The 21,263-nt window shown below is 63.6% G+C and carries 22 protein-coding genes; 13 read left to right on the top strand and 9 right to left on the bottom strand.

Annotated elements, in window-relative coordinates; genetic code table 11:
• Positions 1-11: 11 nt before the first annotated feature.
• The 4 genes from EDD52_RS10905 (at position 12) to EDD52_RS10890 (ending at position 1,844) form a co-directional block, all read left to right on the top strand.
• The gene (locus EDD52_RS10905; protein WP_132244796.1) at positions 12-839 is read left to right on the top strand and encodes an isocitrate lyase/PEP mutase family protein; all 828 of its coding nucleotides are present in this window, start codon (positions 12-14) and stop codon (positions 837-839) included.
• Positions 836-1,180: a TfoX/Sxy family protein gene (locus tag EDD52_RS10900; protein ID WP_132244794.1), complete on the top strand. Its 345-nt coding sequence runs from the start codon at positions 836-838 to the stop codon at positions 1,178-1,180. The genes EDD52_RS10905 and EDD52_RS10900 overlap by 4 nt, the downstream gene beginning before the upstream one ends.
• 89 nt (positions 1,181-1,269) lie before the next feature.
• Entirely contained in the window at positions 1,270-1,443 is a 174-nt protein-coding gene (locus EDD52_RS10895) for a YqaE/Pmp3 family membrane protein (protein WP_132244792.1), read from the top strand.
• Positions 1,440-1,844: a DUF4112 domain-containing protein gene (locus EDD52_RS10890; RefSeq protein WP_132244790.1), complete on the top strand. Its 405-nt coding sequence runs from the start codon at positions 1,440-1,442 to the stop codon at positions 1,842-1,844. Before EDD52_RS10895 ends, EDD52_RS10890 begins: the two co-directional genes overlap by 4 nt.
• Positions 1,845-1,969: 125 nt before the next feature.
• Here the strand turns inward: EDD52_RS10890 and ndk are convergent, their stop codons facing one another.
• Entirely contained in the window at positions 1,970-2,392 is a 423-nt protein-coding gene (ndk, locus tag EDD52_RS10885) for a nucleoside-diphosphate kinase (protein ID WP_132244788.1), read from the bottom strand.
• Positions 2,393-2,600: 208 nt separating this feature from the next.
• Between ndk and EDD52_RS10880 the strand changes: the two genes are divergently transcribed.
• From EDD52_RS10880 to EDD52_RS10870, 3 genes are all read left to right on the top strand, one after another.
• Positions 2,601-4,457, top strand: a complete 1,857-nt coding sequence (locus EDD52_RS10880; protein ID WP_132244786.1) for an ABC-F family ATP-binding cassette domain-containing protein — start codon at positions 2,601-2,603, stop codon at positions 4,455-4,457.
• Positions 4,458-4,665: 208 nt separating this feature from the next.
• The gene (locus EDD52_RS10875; protein WP_132244784.1) at positions 4,666-5,295 is read left to right on the top strand and encodes a MarC family protein; all 630 of its coding nucleotides are present in this window, start codon (positions 4,666-4,668) and stop codon (positions 5,293-5,295) included.
• 39 nt (positions 5,296-5,334) lie between these two features.
• A complete protein-coding gene (locus tag EDD52_RS10870) occupies positions 5,335-5,916 on the top strand; it encodes a retropepsin-like aspartic protease family protein (RefSeq protein WP_132244782.1) in 582 nt (193 codons plus the stop codon).
• Positions 5,917-6,042: 126 nt separating this feature from the next.
• Here EDD52_RS10870 and EDD52_RS10865 read toward each other — a convergent pair whose 3' ends face one another.
• Complete coding sequence (locus tag EDD52_RS10865; protein WP_132244775.1) at positions 6,043-6,501, bottom strand: DNA polymerase III subunit chi; 459 nt, start codon at positions 6,499-6,501, stop codon at positions 6,043-6,045.
• A 57-nt stretch (positions 6,502-6,558) separates the two neighbouring features.
• Positions 6,559-8,031, bottom strand: coding sequence for a leucyl aminopeptidase (locus tag EDD52_RS10860; RefSeq protein WP_132244773.1), 1,473 nt, complete (start codon positions 8,029-8,031; stop codon positions 6,559-6,561).
• Between the two features lie 166 nt (positions 8,032-8,197).
• Between EDD52_RS10860 and lptF the strand changes: the two genes are divergently transcribed.
• The 6 genes from lptF to rsmA all read left to right on the top strand — a co-directional run bounded on the left by lptF (position 8,198) and on the right by rsmA (position 15,702).
• Positions 8,198-9,307, top strand: a complete 1,110-nt coding sequence (gene lptF / locus EDD52_RS10855; RefSeq protein ID WP_132244921.1) for an LPS export ABC transporter permease LptF — start codon at positions 8,198-8,200, stop codon at positions 9,305-9,307.
• On the top strand, positions 9,304-10,398 hold the full coding sequence (gene lptG, locus EDD52_RS10850) for an LPS export ABC transporter permease LptG (RefSeq protein ID WP_132244771.1): 1,095 nt from the start codon (positions 9,304-9,306) through the stop codon (positions 10,396-10,398). The genes lptF and lptG overlap by 4 nt, the downstream gene beginning before the upstream one ends.
• Positions 10,395-12,539 (top strand): LPS-assembly protein LptD, encoded by a 2,145-nt coding sequence (locus tag EDD52_RS10845; protein WP_132244769.1) that lies wholly within the window; start codon positions 10,395-10,397, stop codon positions 12,537-12,539. Before lptG ends, EDD52_RS10845 begins: the two co-directional genes overlap by 4 nt.
• 7 nt (positions 12,540-12,546) lie before the next feature.
• Positions 12,547-13,776 (top strand): peptidylprolyl isomerase, encoded by a 1,230-nt coding sequence (locus EDD52_RS10840; RefSeq protein WP_132244767.1) that lies wholly within the window; start codon positions 12,547-12,549, stop codon positions 13,774-13,776.
• Positions 13,773-14,753 (top strand): 4-hydroxythreonine-4-phosphate dehydrogenase PdxA, encoded by a 981-nt coding sequence (gene pdxA / locus EDD52_RS10835; RefSeq protein WP_132244765.1) that lies wholly within the window; start codon positions 13,773-13,775, stop codon positions 14,751-14,753. The genes EDD52_RS10840 and pdxA overlap by 4 nt, the downstream gene beginning before the upstream one ends.
• A 106-nt stretch (positions 14,754-14,859) precedes the next feature.
• Complete coding sequence (rsmA, locus tag EDD52_RS10830; RefSeq protein ID WP_132244763.1) at positions 14,860-15,702, top strand: 16S rRNA (adenine(1518)-N(6)/adenine(1519)-N(6))-dimethyltransferase RsmA; 843 nt, start codon at positions 14,860-14,862, stop codon at positions 15,700-15,702.
• 72 nt (positions 15,703-15,774) lie between these two features.
• Here rsmA and EDD52_RS10825 read toward each other — a convergent pair whose 3' ends face one another.
• The 6 genes from EDD52_RS10825 to EDD52_RS10800 form a co-directional block, all read right to left on the bottom strand.
• Positions 15,775-16,458 carry a DUF4167 domain-containing protein gene (locus EDD52_RS10825; RefSeq protein WP_132244761.1) on the bottom strand — a complete coding sequence of 228 codons (684 nt, stop codon included), beginning with the start codon at positions 16,456-16,458 and terminating at the stop codon, positions 15,775-15,777.
• Between the two features lie 213 nt (positions 16,459-16,671).
• Positions 16,672-17,499 carry a peptide chain release factor N(5)-glutamine methyltransferase gene (prmC, locus tag EDD52_RS10820; RefSeq protein ID WP_243651900.1) on the bottom strand — a complete coding sequence of 276 codons (828 nt, stop codon included), beginning with the start codon at positions 17,497-17,499 and terminating at the stop codon, positions 16,672-16,674.
• The gene (prfA, locus tag EDD52_RS10815; protein ID WP_132244759.1) at positions 17,496-18,545 is read right to left on the bottom strand and encodes a peptide chain release factor 1; all 1,050 of its coding nucleotides are present in this window, start codon (positions 18,543-18,545) and stop codon (positions 17,496-17,498) included. The genes prmC and prfA overlap by 4 nt, the downstream gene beginning before the upstream one ends.
• 73 nt (positions 18,546-18,618) lie before the next feature.
• A complete protein-coding gene (locus EDD52_RS10810; RefSeq protein ID WP_132244757.1) occupies positions 18,619-19,026 on the bottom strand; it encodes a DUF1499 domain-containing protein in 408 nt (135 codons plus the stop codon).
• A 63-nt stretch (positions 19,027-19,089) separates the two neighbouring features.
• Complete coding sequence (gene speB / locus EDD52_RS10805) at positions 19,090-20,061, bottom strand: agmatinase (protein ID WP_132244755.1); 972 nt, start codon at positions 20,059-20,061, stop codon at positions 19,090-19,092.
• Positions 20,061-21,236 carry a M20 aminoacylase family protein gene (locus EDD52_RS10800; protein ID WP_132244753.1) on the bottom strand — a complete coding sequence of 392 codons (1,176 nt, stop codon included), beginning with the start codon at positions 21,234-21,236 and terminating at the stop codon, positions 20,061-20,063. Before EDD52_RS10800 ends, speB begins: the two co-directional genes overlap by 1 nt.
• Between the last annotated feature and the right edge of the window lie 27 nt (positions 21,237-21,263).

Genomic DNA, 21,263 nt, shown 5'->3' with positions numbered 1-21,263 from the left:
GGCCCCTGCCCATGCGCCATGATCCCGGCCCCGCATTCCGCGCCCTGCACATTCCCGGCAATCCGTTCATCCTTGCCAATGCCTGGGATCTGGGCAGCACGCGTATGCTGGCCGCGATGGGGGCGCAGGCGATTGCCACCTCGTCAGCGGCCCATGCCTTCACACTCGGGCGCCCCGATATGAAGGGGGCCAGCCGTGACGAGGCGCTGGCCCATGCGGCGGACCTCGTGGCGGCAGTGAACCTGCCTGTGTCTGGTGATTTCGAAAATGGCTATGGCGACGCGCCCGAAGATTGTGCCGAAACCGTCCGCCTGTCGGCAGAGGCGGGGCTTGCGGGCCTGTCGATCGAGGATGCCGCCCCGCCCGATGCTGCCGCCTACCCGGCTGACCTCGCGGCAGAGCGCATTCGCGCGGCAAGTGCCGCGGCACGAGCCTTGCCACGCGATATGGTTCTGGTCGCCCGCGCAGACGGGGTGATGAACGGGCAATATGATCTTGAAGAGGCGCTGCGCCGGATCGCAGCCTTTGAAGAGGCGGGCGCCGATTGCGTCTACATCCCGCTGCCGCCCGGTTTCGCGGATCTGTCACGCATCTGCGCCGCGACCCGTCTGCCGGTCAACGCCCTTGTCGCGGGACCGTTCACCGCCCATTCGCGGGCAGAGTTCGCAGCCGCAGGCGTCGCACGTTTGTCGCTGGGATCCGCGCTTGCCCGCGCCACCCACCGGCTGATCCACGACGCTGCGGCAGAGATGTTCGGCAACGGCAGCTTTACAAAGCTGAGCGAGAGTATTTCCAGTGACACGGTCGATGCGTTGCTGGCAAAAGGCGCAGGGGCATGAGCACACCCATTTCCTCGATCCGCAATCTTGGCCCGGCCGTGGAAGAGGCCTGCGCCCGCGCGGGCATACGCTCGGCCGAGGATCTGCGGAAACTTGGTGCCCATGAAGCCTATCGCCGCATGTTGCTATCCGGGACACGCGCGCATTTCATCGGCTATTACGTGCTGCATATGGCGCTTCAGGGGCGTCCGTGGAACGATTGCAAGGGCAAGGAAAAAGAGGCGCTGCGCACCCGTTTCGACACGCTCAAGGAAGAGGTTTCGCACAGTACGGACAAGGGCCTGTCCGCGCTGGAGGCCGCGCTCGACGCCATCGGCGTGGTCGAACGGCCCAAACGCTGAGCCAGACACTGTCTCGACGCATTCGGGAACAAACTGCCGGGGCCACACGTTCTATCGGTAACTGAAACACAGCCGAAAGGACCATCCCCATGGACCTCATCCGTATCATCGCTGCCGTCATCCTTCCGCCGCTTGGCGTCTTTCTGCAAGTCGGCATCGGCAAGCATTTCTGGATCAACATCCTGCTGACCCTTCTGGGCTATATCCCCGGTATCGTCCACGCCGTGTGGGTGATCGCCCGCAAGGGCCCTGCCGCCGCATGAGTGTGGCCAACCGCCCACCGGATGCGGCGGCTGACAGGCGCGCGGCCGACAGGGCCGAGGCGCTGGCCCGCCGCATGGACAGTGCCATCCGCGTGCCACTGACGCCGATCCGGTTGGGATGGGACAGTATTCTCGGCCTTGTTCCGGGCGTTGGCGACACGCTGGCGCTTGTGCCGGGTGCTTATATTATCTTTCTGGCGCATCGCACCGGCGTGCCAAAATTCACGCTTGGGCGCATGGCGGTCAATTCCGGTCTGGATTGGTCGATCGGCTTGGTGCCCGTCCTGGGTGACCTCTTTGACGTCGGCTTCAAAGCCAACATTCGCAATGCAGCGCTCCTGCGCGATTATGTGGATGCCCGGCATGGCACAGCCACCACGGCGCATCACGCAACCGCCTAGGTCGCCCGTGCCTCGTCAGGCAAAGTGCGCCCCCCGGGGAGGGCCAAATCGCTTAGAAATCCGCGAATGAAAAAGGGGCCGCATCCTTGTGATGCGACCCCTTTCATTCGGTCTGAGCCGTGGTCTTAACCCACCAGCTCCAGGCCGGAGAAGAAGTAGGCGATCTCAACCGCTGCTGTCTCCGGTGCGTCCGACCCGTGGACAGAGTTCTCGCCAACCGATTCAGCAAATTCTGCGCGGACGGTGCCAGGTGCGGCATCGGCGGGGTTGGTCGCGCCCATGACTTCGCGGTTCTTCGCAATCGCGCCTTCGCCTTCCAGCACCTGCACGACGACCGGCTCGGAGGCCATGAATTCGCACAGTTCGTCATAGAAGGGACGCTCGGCATGCACGGCATAGAACACGCCGGCCTGTTCTTTGGTCAGCTTGATGCGCTTTTGCGCGACGATGCGCAGGCCTGCTTCCTCAAACTTGGCGTTGATCTTGCCGGTGAGGTTGCGCTTGGTGGCGTCGGGTTTGATGATCGAGAGTGTACGTTCGGTGGCCATTATCTGCTCCTGTTCAAAGGCCGGGCCTTGCGCCCTGCCCCGGTAAATCCGCGGCTGCGATAGCATGGGGCTGCGCGGTTGGAAAGGCCTGCGAACACCCATGGCGCCCGATGTCGCAACGTCCTGAATCCATGCGTCACGCGTTTTTCAGCTTCCAGAGGGCAAGAATCGCGTCGCACCCGCCAAAAGCCTCTGCTATGGGGCGGGAATGTTAAGACTTCAGGACATTTCCTATTCGGTCGATGGCCGCCCCCTTTTCGAGGGGGCCACGGCTACGATACCGGACGGCCACAAGGTTGGCCTTGTCGGTGCCAATGGCGCGGGCAAAACGACCCTCTTCCGTCTGATCCGCGGTGAACTCACGCTGGACAATGGCAACATATCGCTGCCCAGCCGTGCCCGCATCGGCGGCGTGGCACAAGAGGTGCCGGCCTCTGAAACCTCGCTGCTTGACACGGTGCTGGCGGCGGATACCGAACGTGCGGAGCTGATGGCCGCGTCAGAGACCGCGACCGACAGCACGCGCATCGCAGAGATCCAGACCCGGCTTGCCGATATCGACGCATGGAGCGCAGAGGGGCGCGGCTCCTCCATCCTCAAGGGTCTGGGCTTTGACGATGCCGAACAGCGCATGCCGTGTTCGGATTTCTCGGGCGGGTGGCGGATGCGCGTCGCGCTGGCCGGGGTGCTGTTCGCGCGGCCCGATCTGCTGCTGCTTGACGAACCGACCAACTATCTGGACCTCGAAGGCGCGCTCTGGCTCGAAAGCTATCTTGCGCGCTATCCTCACACGGTCATCATCATTTCCCACGATCGCGGTCTTTTGAACCGTGCCGTTGGCGGCATTCTGCATCTCGAAGACCGCAACCTGACCTACTATCAGGGGCCCTATGACCAGTTCGCGCGTCAACGCGCGGCGCAGCGTGCCCAGGCCGCCGCGACGGCCAAGAAACAGGCCGCCCGGGTCGCCCATCTGCAAAGCTTCGTCGACCGTTTCCGGGCCAAGGCCTCCAAGGCCAAGCAGGCCCAGGCACGCCTGAAGATGATCGAGAAGATCGACATGGTCACCCCGCCGGAAGAGGCGGCACGCGCCGTGTTCACCTTCCCGCAGCCCGACGCCTTGTCCCCGCCCATCATCCGGATCGAGGATGGCGTTACCGGCTATGGCGGCCCGCCTGTCCTCAAACGGCTGAACCTACGCATCGATCAGGATGATCGCATCGCGCTGCTGGGCAAGAACGGTCAGGGCAAATCCACCCTGTCAAAGCTTCTGTCCGACCGTTTGACGCTCAGCGAAGGCACCATCACGCGGTCGTCGAAGCTGCGCATCGGGTATTTCGCGCAGCATCAGGTGGACGAGCTTCACGTCGACGAGACGCCGCTGCAACACCTGCAAAGCGCCCTGCCCGGTCTTCTGCCGCCCAAACTGCGCGCGCGGCTTGCGGGGTTCGGGCTTGGCGCAGATCAGGCCGAGACACCGGTCGCCAAACTGTCCGGGGGGCAAAAGGCGCGGCTTTCGCTGCTTCTGGCCACGCTTGACGCGCCGCATCTGCTTATCCTCGACGAACCGACCAACCACCTTGATATTGCCAGCCGCGAGGCGCTGGTCGAGGCGCTGACGGCCTATTCAGGCGCGGTCGTGCTTGTCAGCCACGACATGCACCTGCTCTCGATGGTGGCGGACAGGCTTTGGCTGGTCTCGGACGGGACCGTCAAACCCTATGAGGACGACCTCGACTCCTATCGCCGCCTGCTCCTGTCTGGCGACAAGCCTGCCAAACCTGCCAAACCGGCGGCTGCGAAACCCAAACGCGCGCCCCGCGATACGCTGGTGACCCTGCGGGCAGAGGTTCGCAAATGCGAAGAGCGGGTCGAGAAACTGCAACAGATGCAAGCCAAACTGTCGGAAAAGCTGGCCGACCCCAAGCTTTACGAGGATCACATGGCCAGCGATCTTGCCGTGTGGAACCGCAAATTCGCCGAGGTGGAAGAGGCGCTCGCCCGTGCGGAAACCCTTTGGCTCGCCGCGCTGGAAAAGCTCGAAGCTGTAACCACCGCGAACTGACCCCCGCCCCATTGGCCGAATACATCGGGCCGGGGCAACATGCCTCTCGCCTCGGCTATCACCCGGACGGGATCCGGGGCGACACTCCCTGCGCCTTGCGCAGCGGGCACATAGATTGTGATTACGGTCGCGGGGCATCCTGGATTTGTCAGCGCCCCGATCAAAAACCCCTCTTGCCTTTGCGCGCCGCCCGTGGTGGCTATGGGCCATGGACAGCGCCTTTCTCATCACCTCTTTTGCCACGCTCTTTGTCGTGATCGATCCGATCGGGCTGACCCCCGTCTTCATCGCGCTGACCGTTGGTGCAAATGCCAAGCATCGCCGCGCTGTTGCCATCCGCGCCTGCGTGATTGCTGCCATCCTTCTGACCCTGTTCGCACTGTTCGGCGAAGCGGTGCTGGGTTTCATCGGCATCTCGATGCCTGCCTTCCGTATCGCCGGCGGGATCTTGCTGTTTCTCACCGCGCTCGACATGCTGTTTGAACGGCGCAACAAAAGGCGCGAGGGTCAGGCCAGTGAGGCGGATGCCGAGCCGGATCATCCGGACCCGTCGGTCTTCCCGCTCGCCATCCCGCTCATCGCGGGCCCGGGCGCGATTGCGTCGATCATTCTGCTGTCGGGTCAGACCAGCGACCTTGCAGGGTTTGCGACCGTTCTCGGGGTGATGTTTGGCGTGATCGCCATGGTCTTTGTGCTGTTTCTCAGCTCTGGCATGCTGGAACGCGCCCTTGGCAAGACCGGCATCACCGTGGTCACACGGCTGCTTGGCATGTTGCTGGCCGCGCTGTCGGTGCAATTCGTGCTGGACGGGCTGCGCGCGTTCGGCGTTGCCGCCTGACCCCTGTCATTCACCCGCGACCAACCCTATATAGGCGCCATGTCAAACCTTGATTACGGCAGCCTCATCTATCTGGTCCTCCTTGGCGGTGTCCTTGTATTCTGGTTCTTCGTGCAGAACCGGCAGAACCTGACGCGCAAGGTCCAGCAACTCGCAGCCTGGGGGTTCATCTTCCTCGGAACGATTGCAGCCGTGGGGCTTTGGGACGACATCCGCCAGACCGCGCTTCCCGCCCAGATGGTGTTTGAAAGCGAGGGCCGGATCGAGCTTCCCCGCGCCCCGGACGGTCATTACTACATGATGCTGGAAATCAACGGCGCGCCGATCCGTTTCATGGTTGATACCGGCGCCAGCGGCATGGTCCTGACCCGGCAAGATGCCGAAAAGGCCGGGATCGACCCGTCCAAGCTGCCTTATTTCAGTCAGGCGATGACAGCGAATGGACCGGTGCAGACCGCCCCCGTGCGCCTGCGCGAGGTTCGGCTGGGCGACATCACCGATACCGGTTTTCAGGCCTATGTGAACAGTGGCGAGATGCAGCAATCCCTGCTTGGAATGAGCTACCTGCAACGGTTCGAGCGGCTGGAAATCACCCGTGGGCAAATGGTGCTGGTACGTTAGGCATGAATGCCGAACTATCTGATATAAATCAATCCCGTAAAGATCGAAGCTTCAGTATCGCATCAACTTTCTCGCGGCTTCCGGGCACGCTCCGAACCGCAAGATCCTCCCTTAAATCCGCCGTTTTCAGCGCTCTGCCTTCTTCTCCCACCTGCCGCTTTCTTCGGACCAGTATTGCGCCGCGCAACCTTCGTCTGTCAGTGCCTTCCACTGCGTGCGCGCCTTGGCAAGTGCTTCGCCGTCATTCCCGTCGAACAGCACGCAGACCCTCTCCAGCGCCATGACCTCCTGTGGCGAGACCTCGGCGCCATCAATGGCCATCACGCATTGCGGATCATTCGCAGCACTCGCCTGCGTGGTCAGCAGGATCGGTTGAGCCGCTTCATGCGGGCCGCCCGCCAAGCCGTGCGGCAGAAAGCCCTCCTCGCGCCCCAACCAGAGCTTCTGGTCAAGCCACCCCATCCGGCCTTCATCCCGCCCGCGCACGGCCACTCGCCAACCTTGCAAAAGGGCGCGTTCCAGCAATTGCGGCAGTGTTGCCTCCAGCGGCCGCTGCGTCAGGTGATAGAAATAGACCGCTCCCATCAGCGGCGCCCCCCGCAGAAAAAGCGCCTTGCGCGTGCTGACAGACTCCCCATGTCCTCAGTCCCTTTCGAACCGGTCGGCAACCAGCCGGTTGAGCGCAAGAACACCCCAGCCAGTCGCCCCCTTGGGAGAGAGCGGCAGATCGCGCGGCACATGCGCCACCCCCGCGATATCAAGGTGCACCCATGGCATGCCGTCCTGAACGAAGCGCAGCAGAAACTGCGCCGCGGTAATGGACCCGGCCGGTCGCCCGCCGCTGTTCTTGATATCCGCGATCGGGCTTTTCATCATGTCGTCATAGGCCTGCCCCATCGGCATGCGCCATGCGCCCTCGGCCTCGGTTCTCGCGGCCTTCAGAAAACCGTCGGCCAGTCCTTCATCATTGGAGAAAACCGCCGCGTTTTCGTGGCCAAGCGCCACGATGCAAGCCCCTGTAAGCGTGGCCAGATCGATCATCGCGGCGGGCCGGAAACGGGTCTGCGCGTACCACATCACGTCACACAGCAAGAGCCTGCCTTCGGCGTCGGTATTGATCACCTCGATCGTGTCGCCTTTCATGGATGTCACAACATCGCCCGGCCGAACGGCGCTGCCAGAGGGCATGTTTTCCACCAACCCGACAAGGCCAATGACATTGGCACGGGCCTGTCGCCGGGCCAAGGCATGCATGGTGCCCGCGACAGTGCCGGCCCCGCCCATATCCATCGTCATCGTCTCCATCCCCGCCGCGCCTTTGAGGGAAATGCCGCCCGTGTCAAAGACAACCCCCTTGCCGATCAGCGCAAGCGGCGGCCGATCATCGCCCGCACCGTTCCAGCGCATGACGACAACCTTGGTCGGGCTGACAGAGCCTTCGCCCACGCATAGCAGGGCCCGCATGCCTAGGTCCTGCAAAGCGGCCTCTTCAAGTACCTCGACCTCGACCCCCAGATCGCGCAGGTCTTCAAGACGTGCGGCAAACTCTGTCGTGGTCAACACATTGGCAGGCTCGGACACAAGGTCACGGGTCAGGAAGATTCCTTCGGACAGGGCGGAAAACGCCTGCCACGCCTCGCGCGCGGTCTCGGGATCCGACCCCATGACCGTCAGGGCACCGCGCGGCTCATCCTCTGCCGTCTTGTGATCGGTAAAGGCATAGCTCCGCAGGGAAAACCCGAATGCAATTTCAGCCGAAGGCTTGGTGGTGTCGGCAAGCACCAGCATTTCTGCGCCCCCCGCGGCCCGGGACAAGGCCGCACCACCCTTGCGCGCCAATGCGGCGTCAGGTCTGCGCGGAAGGCGCAGGATGTCGACGCTTTCGACCGAAAGCCCGGCCGGATAGGCCAGGCTCAGCACCTGACCGTCTTTCAGCTTGGCGAATTTTTCTCCGGCGACCGCACGCGCCACGGCCCCTTTGGTCATCCGGTTGACCCGTCGCGCGCCCTGACCAAGCTGCCCGGTCTCCGGGACCACCACCGCGATCCGCCCCTGGGCATCCGCAATGGCAGACAGCTCGGTGGCATGGAAACTGACGGTTACAGGTGTGGTCATCTTGGTTCTCCCGGGATGTGGCGGCGTGTATCCGCCCGTTGGCACCACACCTAACAGCCCCCCCGCATCCTTGACCAGATAGGAGTTTTCCCTCGCAGGGCTTTGCGATAGGGTCGCGACACTTCGATGCCGCTAGGGGGTGAACTTGGGCAGATTCGACAGATACATGCTGTCGCAATTGATGGTGCTGTTCGGTTTCTTTTCCCTGGTGCTGGTTTCGGTCTACTGGGTGAACCGGGCGGTCATCCTGTTTGACAGGCTGATCGCCGATGGCCATTCGGCGGGCGTTTTTCTTGAATTCACAGCGCTTTCGCTGCCGAACGTGATCCGAATGGTGCTGCCGATGGCGTCATTTGCGGCTGCGGTCTATGTCACCAACCGAATGACCTCGGATTCGGAACTGACCGTGGTGCAGGCCACCGGCTACAGCCCCTGGCGGCTGGCGCGGCCGGTGGTGATGTTCGGACTTGTGATCGCGCTGATGATGTCTGTGCTGACGCATTTTCTGGTCCCCGTCTCGCTGGGCCAACTGCGCGAACGCGAAACCGAAATCTCGGGCAGCGTCTCGGCCCGGTTGCTGCGCGAGGGCGTGTTCTTGCACCCGATCCGAAGCGTGACGTTCTATATCGGCGACATCTCTGCCGATGGCGAGCTGAGCGATGTCTATCTTTCGGATCGCAGGCAACCCGACCGCAGCGTGACCTACACGGCAGAGCGGGCCTATCTTGTCCGCGACGACGCGGGACCAAGGCTGGTCATGGTCAGTGGTCTGGCACAAACGCTGAACACCGAAACGCGCAGGCTCTCCACCACCAATTTTCGGGATTTCTCTTATGATATCAGCGCGCTGATACAGCAGTCAGGAACGCCGACGCCGCGGGTCAAACACATGTCGACCTTTGATCTGCTGACTCGGACCGAGGACATGGCGGCCGCGGCAAAGGACACAACCGGAGAGGTTCTTGAAGAGGCGCATGGCCGCTTTCAGCAGGCGCTGTTATGCATTGTCGCGGCGCTGATCGGTTTTGCGACCCTGCTGATCGGGGGGTTCAGCCGGTTCGGCGTGACACGTCTGATAGTTCTGGCAATCTTTCTGCTGGTGGTGATCAAGCTGGCCGAAAGCGCCGTCACTGATCCTGTGCGATCGAATGGCGCGCTCTGGCCGCTCATCTACCTGCCCTCGGCTGTGGGGCTCTTTCTGGGGGGTGGTCTGCTGCACATCGCCTCGCGCCCCTTCAAACGAAGGCGCAGCCCGACAAGGGAGGCCGCGGCATGATCCTGCACTATTATTTCGCCCGGCGGTTCCTGTGGATGTTCCTCTCTGTGGCAGGGGTTTTCTTCATCTTCCTCACGCTGCTTGATCTCGTCGAGCAGATGCGCATGTTCGATGCCTCTGTCAGCTTTGGCGAAATTCTGGTGCTGACCCTGTTGAACACGCCTCAGGCGCTTTACCAGATCGTGCCGCTGATCATGATTTTGGCGACCATTGCGCTGTTCCTGACACTATCGCGCTCGTCAGAGCTGGTGGCCGCGCGTGCGGCGGGGCGGTCCGGGGTGAAGGCGCTGATCGGGCCGCTGGCAGTGGCGGCCGTGCTTGGTGGGCTTGCGCTGGCAATGGCCAATCCCATCGTCGCCGCCACGTCGAAACGGTATGACGCGCTCAAGGAGTCGTATCGCTCTGGCGGCGAATCGACCCTGTCGATCGGGTCAGACGGGCTCTGGCTGCGGCAGGGCGACCTTCGCGGACAGACGGTGATCAGGGCGGCACGGGCCAACCCGCAGGCCACGGTCCTTTATGACGTGAGCTTTGTCGCCTACGCCCCGAGTGGCGGCCCTGTGCGCCGGATCGAAGCGGAAACAGCCCGTCTTGAAGCCGGGGAATGGCTGCTGACCAACGCAAAGGCATGGCCGCTGGCGGCGGGGCTGAACCCGGAAGAAGCCGCACTGGATCATGATACGTTGCGCGTGCCGTCCACCCTGACGCAGGACCGTATCCGCGACAGTTTCGGCACGCCCTCGGCCATTGCAATCTGGGATCTGCCGAGTTTCATCAACCAGCTTGAAGAGGCCGGGTTCAGTGCCCGCCGCCATCAGGTCTGGCTGCAGATGGAGCTGGCCCGGCCGCTATTCCTGATCGCGATGGTGCTTGTGGGCGCGGCCTTCACCATGCGGCACGCAAGGCTAGGCGGCACCGGCATCGCGGTGCTCGCAGCGATCCTGCTTGGCTTTGGGCTTTACTACATCCGGAATTTCGCGCAGATCCTTGGGGAGAATGGCCAGCTGGCACCGGCGCTGGCAGCGTGGATCCCGCCAATTGCCTCCGTGCTGCTGGCGATGGGCCTCATTCTGCAACGGGAGGACGGATGATACAGCGGACTTGCCTGCCCCTGTCTTTGCGGCTGCTGGCGGCGCTGTGCTTCGTGCTTGGCGCGGCGCAGGTTGCGCGGGCGCAATCCGACGATGCCGCCATGTTGGTCGCCGACGAGGTTCTGCTTACTGGGGATGACACCCTCGTTGCCAGCGGCAATGTCGAGGCAATCTTTCAGGGCAGCCGACTGACGGCCGCCCGGATCACCTATGACCGGGGAACCGACACGATCCAGCTCGACGGCCCTGTCAGGCTGACCGATCCCCAAGGCAACCTGCTGACTGCAGACAGCGGCACGCTGGAGACGGATTTCGAAAATGGCCTGCTGCGCGGTGCCCGGATGGTGCTGGACGAGCAGTTGCAACTAGCCTCGGTCGAGGCGCGTCGCGTGGGCGGGCGGTACACACAGCTCAGCCGCGTGGCCGTGACCTCTTGTCAGGTCTGCGGCGCCAATCAGGTGCCCCTTTGGCAGATCCGCGCCGGGCGCGTCATCCATGACGAAGAAGAACGGCAGCTGTATTTCGACGACGCGCAGCTGCGCGTGCTGGATTTTCCGGTGTTCTACGCGCCGCGCCTGCGCCTTCCCGACCCGACATTGAAGCGGTCCCAGGGCTTTCTGTTCCCGTCGATCCGGTCGACGACCCTCTTGGGGTTCGGGATCAAGGTCCCCTATTTCATCCCGATCGGCGATCATCAGGACATCACGCTGACGCCGTACCTTTCCCCCGTCACGCGCACGCTGGAGGCCCGCTATCGGCGCGCGTTTCGAAACGGCGACCTGACGGTTGACGCAGCCGTCACGCAGGACACGCTCGACGAAGGGCCCCGCCGGGGGTATCTGTTTGCCGAAGGCGCCTTTGACCTGTCAGGCGATTACAAGCTGAAGTTTGACATCGAAACCACTTCGGACGACGCCTATCTCAACGATTACGACTACGCAGACAAGGATCGGCTGGACAGCGAGCTGACGGTCACCCGCACCAAGGCCGACCGGTATTTCGAGGTCGGCGTGACGCATTACCAGTCGCTTGTTGATGACGAGGACAACTCCACCCAGCCGACCATTATCGCCGATGCCATCTATGAGCAGCGGGTCTTTCCAAAGGCACTGGGCGGAGAGCTTCGCATGGGGCTCGCCGCACATGGTCATTTTCGCTATTCCGACGACGATATTGAGGGCCGCGATGTCAGCCGCCTGAACGCCGATCTCAACTGGCGGCGACGTTGGACCCTTCCGGGCGGCGTGCGCGCCGGGGTCCGTGGCCAGCTTTGGGGCGATGCGTTCAGCGTCAGTCAGGACAGCACCAGCGACCGGCGCGCAGCGCAGCTGACCCCGGCCGCCGCGGTAGAGCTGCGCTGGCCTCTCACCCGCACCGCCGCCAGTGGCGCCCGCGACCTGATAGAACCGGTCATGCAGCTGGGCTGGGTTGGTGGGGATCGTCTTGATATCGCCAATGACGAATCCACTCGGGTAGAATTTGACGAGGGCAACCTGCTGGCCCTGTCGCGGTTTCCAGCCCCTGACCGGCGCGAACGGGGTGTCACCGCCGTTTACGGCCTGCGCTGGATGCGCGAAAACCCCAATGGCTGGAGTGCGGGGCTGACCCTTGGCCGTGTTTCGCGCGCAGACCCCGAAGAAGGCCTGTCGCGCTCTTCCGGTCTTGGCGGCGATGCCAGCGACTGGCTGATCGCGGGCCATCTTGCAACGCGGTCCGGGCTGACATTCACGGCACGCGGCTTGCTGGATTCGGATTCGCGCTTTTCCAAAGCGGCGGCACGGGCCGGCTGGACAAACAGCAGGCTGGACCTCGGCGCCTCTTACGTGCTGCTTGTCACCGACCCGGACGAAGACCGGGACGATGCGATTTCCGAATGGTCGTTCGACGGCAGCTATCGCATCAACCAGCACTGGACCAGCTCTGCGAATTGGCGCTACGATCTCGCCTCCAGTGATTTTGCCAAGGCCGGGCTGGGCCTGGACTACACCAATGAATGTATCGCGGTGGGCTTTTCGGTCTCGCGGAAGTTTCCCTCTTCCTCTAACCTTGAACCATCAACAGATTTTGGCCTGACCGTCGAGCTGAAAGGCTTCAGCACCGGCGGCAGTGCCAAGGACTACCGCCGTTCCTGTAACGGCTGACCTTGGGATGACACGACCTATGCGCTTGCTGAGTATTCTTTCCGCCACCCTGGCCCTTTTCGTTACCGTAGCGGCACTGGCGGCCCCTGCCCGCGCGCAGTTCGCCCCGGTGATCCTAGTCAATGACAGCGCCATTTCCGGCTACGAGCTTGAACAGCGCTCCCGGATGCTGCGGCTGCTGAATGCGCCGGGCAATCCGGCGACGCTGGCGCGCGAACAGCTGATCGATGATCGCCTTCGGCTTCAGGCCGCGTCAGCGGCAGGCATTCGCCCGACAGCCGAGGAAATCAGCGAAGGCATGGCCGAATTCGCGGGACGGGCAAACCTGTCGCGCGACGAATTCATTCAGGCGCTTGCCGGGAACGGCGTTGACGAACAGACATTCCGCGCCTTCGTCGAGGCAGGCCTTGCATGGCGACAGCTTGTCCGGGCACGGTTTGGCGGCCGGTCTGCCCCGTCCGAGGGCGAGGTCGACCGTGCGCTGACTTCCGGCGCAGGTGGCAGCGGTGTGCGCGTGCTGATCTCTGAACTCATCATGCCCGCCCCTCCCGCGCAGGCCGATCAGGTCCGCGAACGGGCCAACCGTATTTCGCAGATCCGGTCCACCGATGCTTTCTCGGCCGAGGCCCGTCGCTACTCTGCCACGGCCAGCCGCGCCCGTGGTGGGCGGCTTGACTGGCAGAACCTGTCCGACCTGCCCCCGGCGCTGCAGCCGCTGATCATGGCCCTGGCTCCGGGAGAGGTCACCGATCCGCTGCCGATCCCCAATGCGATCGCGCTGTTCCAGCTTCGCGCCATCGAAGAGACGGGCTATCAGGCGCCGGAATATGCGGCGATTGATTACGCGGCCTATTACATTCCCGGCGGCCGGAGCGAAGCCGCCCTTGCCACGGCCCGCCAGATCGAAAGCCGTGTCGACAGCTGTGATGACCTGTACGGCGTGGCGAAAGGCCAGCCCGCAGAGGTTCTGGAACGTGGCAGCCTGCCCCCGGCGCAGATCCCCACGGATATCGCGGTAGAGTTGATGAAGCTTGACGATGGCGAGGTGTCGACGGCCCTTACACGTTCGGGCGGGCAGACGCTGGTCTTCCTGATGCTTTGCGGCCGCACGGCGACATTGACCGAAGATGTCGACCGCGAGCAACTGACGATGGGCCTGCGCAACCAGCGGCTCAACTCTTTCGCCGATGGCTATCTCGCGCAGCTTCGCGCCGAGGCCCGCATTCGCACAAGATGACCGCTCCTTCCCGCGCAGCCCCGATTGCGCTGACCTGTGGTGAGCCTGCGGGCATCGGGCCCGAACTCGCCGTTGCAGCGCATGAATTGCTCGCGCAGACAGTGCCTTTCTTCCTGCTGGGGGATGCGAAACATCTGCCCGACGGTGCCGCCTTTGTCACCATTGCCGACCCCGCCGAAGCGGTCGATGCAATGGCCCATGGGCTGCCCGTCCTTCAGCACGATTTCGGCAGTCCGCGTGTCCCCGGCCAGCCGCAACCCGATCAGGCCGCCCATGTGGTTGCCGTGATCGAAAACGCCGTAAGGCTGGTGCAATCTGGCGCCGCATCTGCAATCTGTACCCTGCCCATCCACAAGCAGGCCTTGGCCGAAGGCGCAGGGTTCGGCTATCCCGGACATACAGAATTCCTTGGCCATCTTGCAGAGGCCCAAGAGGTCGTGATGATGCTGGCCTCTGACCAGTTGCGGGTCGTGCCGATCACCATCCATATCGCGCTGGACGAGGTCGCCGGCAGCCTGACGCCCGCATTGCTGGAAACCCGGCTGCGCATCACGCATCAGGCTATGGTTGCGCAATTCGGCATCCCCGCCCCGCGCATCGCGGTGGCCGGGCTCAACCCGCATGCGGGCGAAGGTGGCCGGATGGGCCGCGAGGAAATCGAAATCATCACACCGGTGCTGGAGCGTCTGCGCCGCGAAGGGATGGATCTGAGAGGCCCGATGTCGGCCGATACGATGTTCCACGCCGCAGCCCGGACAGGGTATGACGTGGCCGTCGCCATGTATCACGATCAGGCGCTGATCCCCATCAAGACGCTGGATTTCGACCGCGGGGTGAACGTCACGCTGGGCCTGCCCTTCGTGCGGACATCGCCCGATCACGGAACGGCCTTTGACATTGCAGGCAAGGGGCGCGCCAACCCGACCTCCACGGTCGAGGCTTTGCGCCTTGCCGCGCGGCTGTCCGGATGGCTTTGATGGCGGGGCCTGACCACCATTTCGGCGCATCTGGGCGCGGCGCTGGCAGGGCCGTGCGTTACAACAGGTCGCCCGGAGCGGCGACAAACCTTCCGGAGGGTGTGATTTGAGCGGGATCGACAGCTTGCCGCCGCTGCGGGCGGTCATCGCCGAACATGGGCTGAGCGCCCGCAAATCACTGGGTCAGAACTTCCTTCTGGATCTGAACCTGACCGCGAAAATCGCGCGTCAGGCGGGCGATCTGAGCGGCTGTGACGTGCTGGAAATCGGGCCCGGTCCCGGCGGTCTGACCCGTGGCTTGCTGTCCGAAGGCGCCCGCAAGGTGCTGGCCATCGAGAAAGACGCCCGCTGCCTGCCCGCGCTGGCGCAGATCGCCGAGGCCTATCCAGGCCGGTTGCAGGTGATCGAGGGCGATGCCCTTCAGATCGACCCGTTGCAACATCTCACGCCGCCGATCCGCGTGGCGGCCAACCTGCCCTATAACGTCGGAACCGAACTGCTGGTGCGCTGGCTGACACCCCCGGACTGGCCGCCTTTCTGGCAAAGTCTGACGCTGATGTTCCAGCGCGAGGTGGCCGAACGGATCGTCGCAACACCCGGATCAAAGGCTTACGGACGGCTGGCCCTTCTGGCGCAATGGCGCAGCGATGCGCGGATCGCGCTGACCCTGCCGCCCGATGCGTTCACGCCGCCGCCCAAAGTGTCGTCGGCCGTGGTCCACCTGACCGCCCTGCCAGAGCCGCGCTTTCCAGCCGACCCTGCTGTGTTGTCCAACGTGGTGGCACGCGCGTTCAACCAGCGGCGCAAGATGCTGCGGGCCTCGCTGAAAGGGCTTGCGCCGGATATCGAAGACCGCCTGATCGCCGTCGGCATCAAGCCCACGGAACGCGCCGAGCAGATCTCTTTGGAAGAATTCTGCGCGCTCGCCCGGGCTGTGGCCAAGACCTAGGCCCTTCGCACACGCAAAACGGGCGCCCCGATTGGAGCGCCCGAAAATATCTCACCAGAATGGCGCTGACGCTTATTCAGCCGCGTCCTTGGCCCCGCCTTCACCGCCGTCGGAAGGCTCTGCTGCGGCCGTATCTGCAGGGGCTGCGGTCTCTGCGCCCTCTGCACTTTCCTCACGCTTTTTCGGTGCGGCTTTCTTGCGCGGCTTGCGCGCAGGCTTCGGCTTTGCATCCGCCTTTGCGTCGGCCTTCGGCTCAGGCTTGGTGTCCGGCTGGGCGGAGGCATTCTCGGGGGTATCCACAAGAATGTTGCCCTCGTCCCCATCGCTGAGATCCAGCACATCGGGCTGTTCCGCGCTTGCAGGGTCAGGCTTGCTGTGCTGCTGATCGTGACGGGGCTGGTCGTTCTGCGCCGGTGCGGCCTGTGCCTCGCGCTCAGAGCGTTCGCGGTCACGTTGCGCCTGGCGTTCGCGGTTTTCACGCTCCTGCTGTTCGCGGCGGCTGTCCTGCTCGCGCTGCGCCTCGCTCAGCATCCGCAGGTAGTGTTCCGCGTGCTGCTGGAAGTTTTCGGTGGCGACCCGGTCATTGCTCAGCTGCGCGTCGCGGGCGAGCTGGTTGTATTTGTCAATGATCTGCTGCGGGGTGCCACGCACCTTGCCCTCCGGGCCCGAGCTGTCGAATACACGGTTGACGACGTTGCCAACGGTGGAACGGTTGCGGTTCGATTTCGACCGCGATCTTGATTTGGAAGATCTCATATGTCTCTTGATCCAGCCTTGTCTCTGACTGTTGTGCGACCCGGTGGCGCCTCATGCGCTCAACTTAAGGACGGGCCTCATCGATTTCCGGCTTGGCGTCGGGGGCGAGCGCCTGAGCGTTCAGCCATACCGACTGACAATGCAGTAATCACGTCAACGGCTTCCAGACAAGCAAAAAACGCGCAAGTCGGCATAGTTTCGACAGAAAACGCGTCAATTTGGCCCAGATAAGCAGCACGAAACGACACGCGGCTTGCCAGCCAGATCGGGCTGGACCGTGACTTCGGCAAATCCGTGGCTGCGAAAAATCTCTGAAACTGCCGGGCCTTGCTGCCATCCGATCTCGACCAGAAGACGCCCACCGGGGGTCAGGTGATCGCCGGCCCCTGCCGCGATCTGCCGGTAGGCACCCAGCCCGTCGCCCTCATCGGTCAGGGCCAGACGCGGTTCGTAGTCGCGCACTTCGGGGGCGAGGCCGTCCATTTCATCGGCCCGGATATAGGGCGGGTTGGACACGATCACATCAAACTGTTCCGGCACAGCATCGAACCAGTTTGACTGCCGAAAGCCGATGTTGGAGAGCCCCGCGCGGTGCGCGTTGCGGCGCGCCACGGCCAACGCCTTTTCGCTGATATCCGTTGCAAGGCCGGCAGACTGGGGCCGCTCTGCCAGAAGCGACACTGCGATACAGCCAGAACCTGTGCCAAGATCAAGCAAGGTGTCGAATGGGTGCTGCAATGCCAGTTCGACAAGTGCTTCGGTGTCGGGCCGGGGGTCAAGAACGTCTGGTGTGACTTCGAAATCCATCTTCCAGAAGGCGCGCTGCCCGATGATCTGGGAAACCGGTGTTCGGTCAAGCCGCGCTTTGATCCCGGCCTGGTAAAGTTCCACGGCCTTCGCGCTTGGCGCGCCGCTTTGCGGGTCCGTGCCGCCCTCTTGCATCGCCCAGGCGCGCAGCTTTCGGCAGTCCCGCGTTGGGTCTGCCACGCCGGCACGGCTGAGCTGCTCCAGAACAGCCGGGTCAATCTCAAGCCAGTTCACGCGCCCATCTCGGCCAGTGCTGTTGCCTGCGCATCGGCTGTCAGCGCGTCGATCACCTCGTCCAGGTCGCCCTGCATCACCTGATCCAGCTTGTAGAGCGTCAGGTTGATGCGGTGATCGGTCATGCGGCCCTGCGGGAAGTTATAGGTGCGAATACGTTCGGACCGGTCACCGGATCCCACCTGCGCCTTGCGATCGGCAGAGCGTTCGCTGTCCACCTTCTGGCGTTCCAGATCGAACAGCCGCGTGCGCAGCACCTGCATCGCGATCTCGCGGTTGCGGTGCTGGGATTTCTCGGAACTGGTCACGACAACGCCGGTGGGCAAATGGGTGATCCGCACCGCCGAATCGGTGGTGTTGACGTGCTGGCCGCCCGCGCCGGAACTGCGCATCGTGTCGATCCGCAGATCATTCGGATCGATACGAATATCGACCTCTTCGGCCTCTGGCAGCACGGCTACGGTCGCGGCAGAGGTGTGGATGCGCCCACCCGATTCCGTGGCAGGCACGCGCTGCACCCGGTGCACGCCGCTTTCATATTTCAGCCGGGCAAAGACGTTCTGCCCGGTGATCCGCGCCGTCAGCTCACGGATTCCGCCCAGTTCGGTTTGCTGCTCTTCCAGGATTTCCAGCTTCCAGCCGTGGCTTTCTGCATAGCGTTGATACATGCGCAGCAGGTCGCCTGCGAAAAGTGCGGCCTCTTCCCCGCCCGTGCCCGGACGGATTTCCAGAACGGCGGGCCGTGCGTCGGCGGCGTCCTTGGGCAGAAGCGCCAGTTGCAGCGCATGTTCGGCCTCTGGCAAGGCGGCGCGCAGGGCGGGCAGCTCTTCCTCGGCCAGTTCCTTCATGTCGGGGTCTGACAGCATTTCCTCGGCCTCGGCCAGATCGGCCTGAAGCTTCTCATAGGCGCGGATCTGTTCGACCACGGGGCGTAGCTCTGCGTATTCGCGGCCCAATGCGGCAATATCGCCGTCCCCCTGGGCCATCTTGGCCTCAAGGAATTCAAACCGTTCGGATATCTGGGCAAGTCTGTCTGCGGGAACCATGGCGGCCCGTGTCCCTTATTGCGCGGGTTTGGTCAAGGGCTCTGACGCGCGCGCAGGCAATGGTGGCGCATGCTCAGCCTGCGTTCAGCTCGTCAATCCAGCGATCGACACGCGCCGCATTGACGCCGAAATCGGCCTTGCCGAAACGCAGCCGCGCATAGATGCGGATCTGGCCATCCGTCAGCTGAACGGTGGTGTGATCGGGAAAGCCGAACCCGGCAGAGCGCGTGACGTAAGTGATGTGCCCATCATCCACCGATCCGGCCAGAACCTTCGTCCGCGGGGTGGCACGTGCAATGGCATCGAGCCGCTCAAGCATCTGCGCGTCGCCGGGGATGACGCGCCGCGCGCCACCTGCAAGCGTCTCGTCGGCGTCAAATGTCAAAGGCACATGCCAGCGCGCGGGATCGCTGGGCGACAGCCGGATAAACACCATCAGGCCAATAACCAGAACAAGGACGATCAGCGCTGCGGTTTTCATCTGGTCTCTCCACTTCAGAGGGCGGAGATAGGCCCGTAGGCTCTGCGCTTCAAGGGCGCGCGTCTACGCGCCCTTCCCCAGCCTCGACCAGCCGATCAGGCACAGCAGCTCCATCGCGACATGTGCACCTGCAACGGCCGTGATGCCCGCATGATCGAAGGGGGGCGAAACCTCGACGACATCGCCGCCCACCAGCGTCACCCCCGCCATGCCGCGCAGGATCGCGGCCGCCTGCGCGGTGCTGAGCCCGCCCCAGACAGGTGTGCCGGTGCCCGGCGCAAACGCAGGGTCCAGCCCGTCAATGTCAAAGCTGAGATAGGTCGGCGCATCGCCCACGATCTCGCGAATACGGGCGGCCACGGCCTCGGGCCCGATGCGGTGCGCTTCTGCTGCGTCGATGATATTTAGGCCCATCGTGTCGGGATTCGTCGTCCGGATACCGATCTGGACAGAGCGCGCCGGGTCGATCAACCCCAGTTTCACCGCCTTGTAGACGAATGTACCGTGGTCGATCCGGTCCATGTCGTCATCGGCCCAGCTGTCGGAATGGGCATCGAATTGCACCAGCGCGAGCGGGCCATGCTTTGCCACATGCGCCTTCAACAGCGGCAGGGTGATGAAGTGATCGCCCCCCAGCGTGACCATCGCCGCGCCAGAACCCACGATCTTTGTCGCATGCGCCTCCAGGGCTGCCGGGAATTCCGACACTTTGGCATAGTCAAAGGCCAGGTCACCATAATCCACCACGGTCATTTCGCTCAGCGGATCGAAACCCCAGCCATAGGGCGGGTCATAGGGTTGCAGGAGGCTCGCCTCGCGAATCGCGCGCGGGCCAAGCCGTGTGCCCGGCCGGTTGGTCACGGCCTGATCGAAAGGCACGCCCGTCACGGCAATATCGACGCCGGTCAGGTCCTTGGTGTAACGCCGCCGCAGGAAGGACGGTGCGCCGCCAAAGGCATTCTCGTAGCTCAGCCCCCTTGGGTCGTCGCGCGTGAAGGCATGGTCAATCTGGGTTTTTGCGTCTTCAAGCGCCATCAGGCCACCTTTTTTGTTGAGGGTTGCGCGCGCTCTACCAGCCGCGCGAAGAAGGATGCGCCAACAGGGGCCACGGCGTCGTTGAAATCATAATCGGTCTGGTGCAACCCCGCCCCCGGCCCCTGCCCGAGGAAAAGATAGGCTCCGGGCCGCGCCTGCAGCATATAGGCGAAATCCTCGGCGCCCATCTCGCGCTTCATCGCCGGCTCCACGGCCTCGGCGCCCACGACCTCCGCCGCGACATCAGCGGCAAAGCTGGCGCCCTCTGCATGGTTCACCGTGGGCGGGTAGCCGCGCACATAGGACAGCTCTGCCGTGACGCCATAGCTTTGCGCCTGCCCCGCCACGATTTCTGCCAGCCGCCTTTCGGCCATGTCACGCACATGGGGTACGAAGCTGCGCACGGTCCCGTTGATGAACGCGGTATCGGGGATCACGTTATCCGCGCTGCCGGTATGGATCTGCGTGACAGAGATCACGAGGTCATCCAGCGCGGAATTGTTCCGGCTGACGATGGTCTGGATCGCCTGCACGATGCCGCAGGCGGCAACCACCGGGTCGCGCGTCTCGTGCGGCATGGCGCCGTGGCCGCCCTGCCCGGTCACATGGAACCGGAACTCGTCCGCCGCCGCCATGATCGGGCCGGGCGTGGTGAAGAAATGCCCCTCTGGCAGGTTCGGCCCATTATGCAGCGCATAGACCTGCGAGACGCCGAAACGGTCGAGCACGCCCTCGTTGACCATCACCTCTGCCCCGCCGCCATTTTCTTCGGCAGGCTGAAAGATCAGCGCCACCCGACCCGAGAAGTTGCGCGTCTCCGCCAGGTATTTCGCCGCCCCCAGTAGCATCGCGGTGTGCCCGTCATGCCCGCAGGCATGCATCGCGCCCGGCACACGGCTTTTCCAATCGGGGGTTCCGGTTTCCTCCATCGGAAGCGCATCCATATCGGCGCGTAACCCGATCACGTCGCCCGGCCCCTGCCCGTCGATCATTGCCACCACGCCGCTGGTCGCGATGCCTTCGTGGATCTCAGTGATGCCAAATTCGCGCACACGTTCGACCACAAAGGCCGCTGTCTTGTGGCAGTCAAAGCGCAGCTCCGGCATCTGGTGGAGGTGTCGCCGCCACGCCGCCATCTCTTCTGCAAAACCAGCGATGCGGTTGATGACGGGCATGGGTGGACTCCTTGGGGCGGTGTTGTC

Origin of the sequence: Primorskyibacter sedentarius (genome assembly GCF_004342065.1) — a bacterium.
GTDB lineage: Bacteria > Pseudomonadota > Alphaproteobacteria > Rhodobacterales > Rhodobacteraceae > Primorskyibacter > Primorskyibacter sedentarius.
This window is presented reverse-complemented; position numbering and strand designations above follow the sequence as displayed.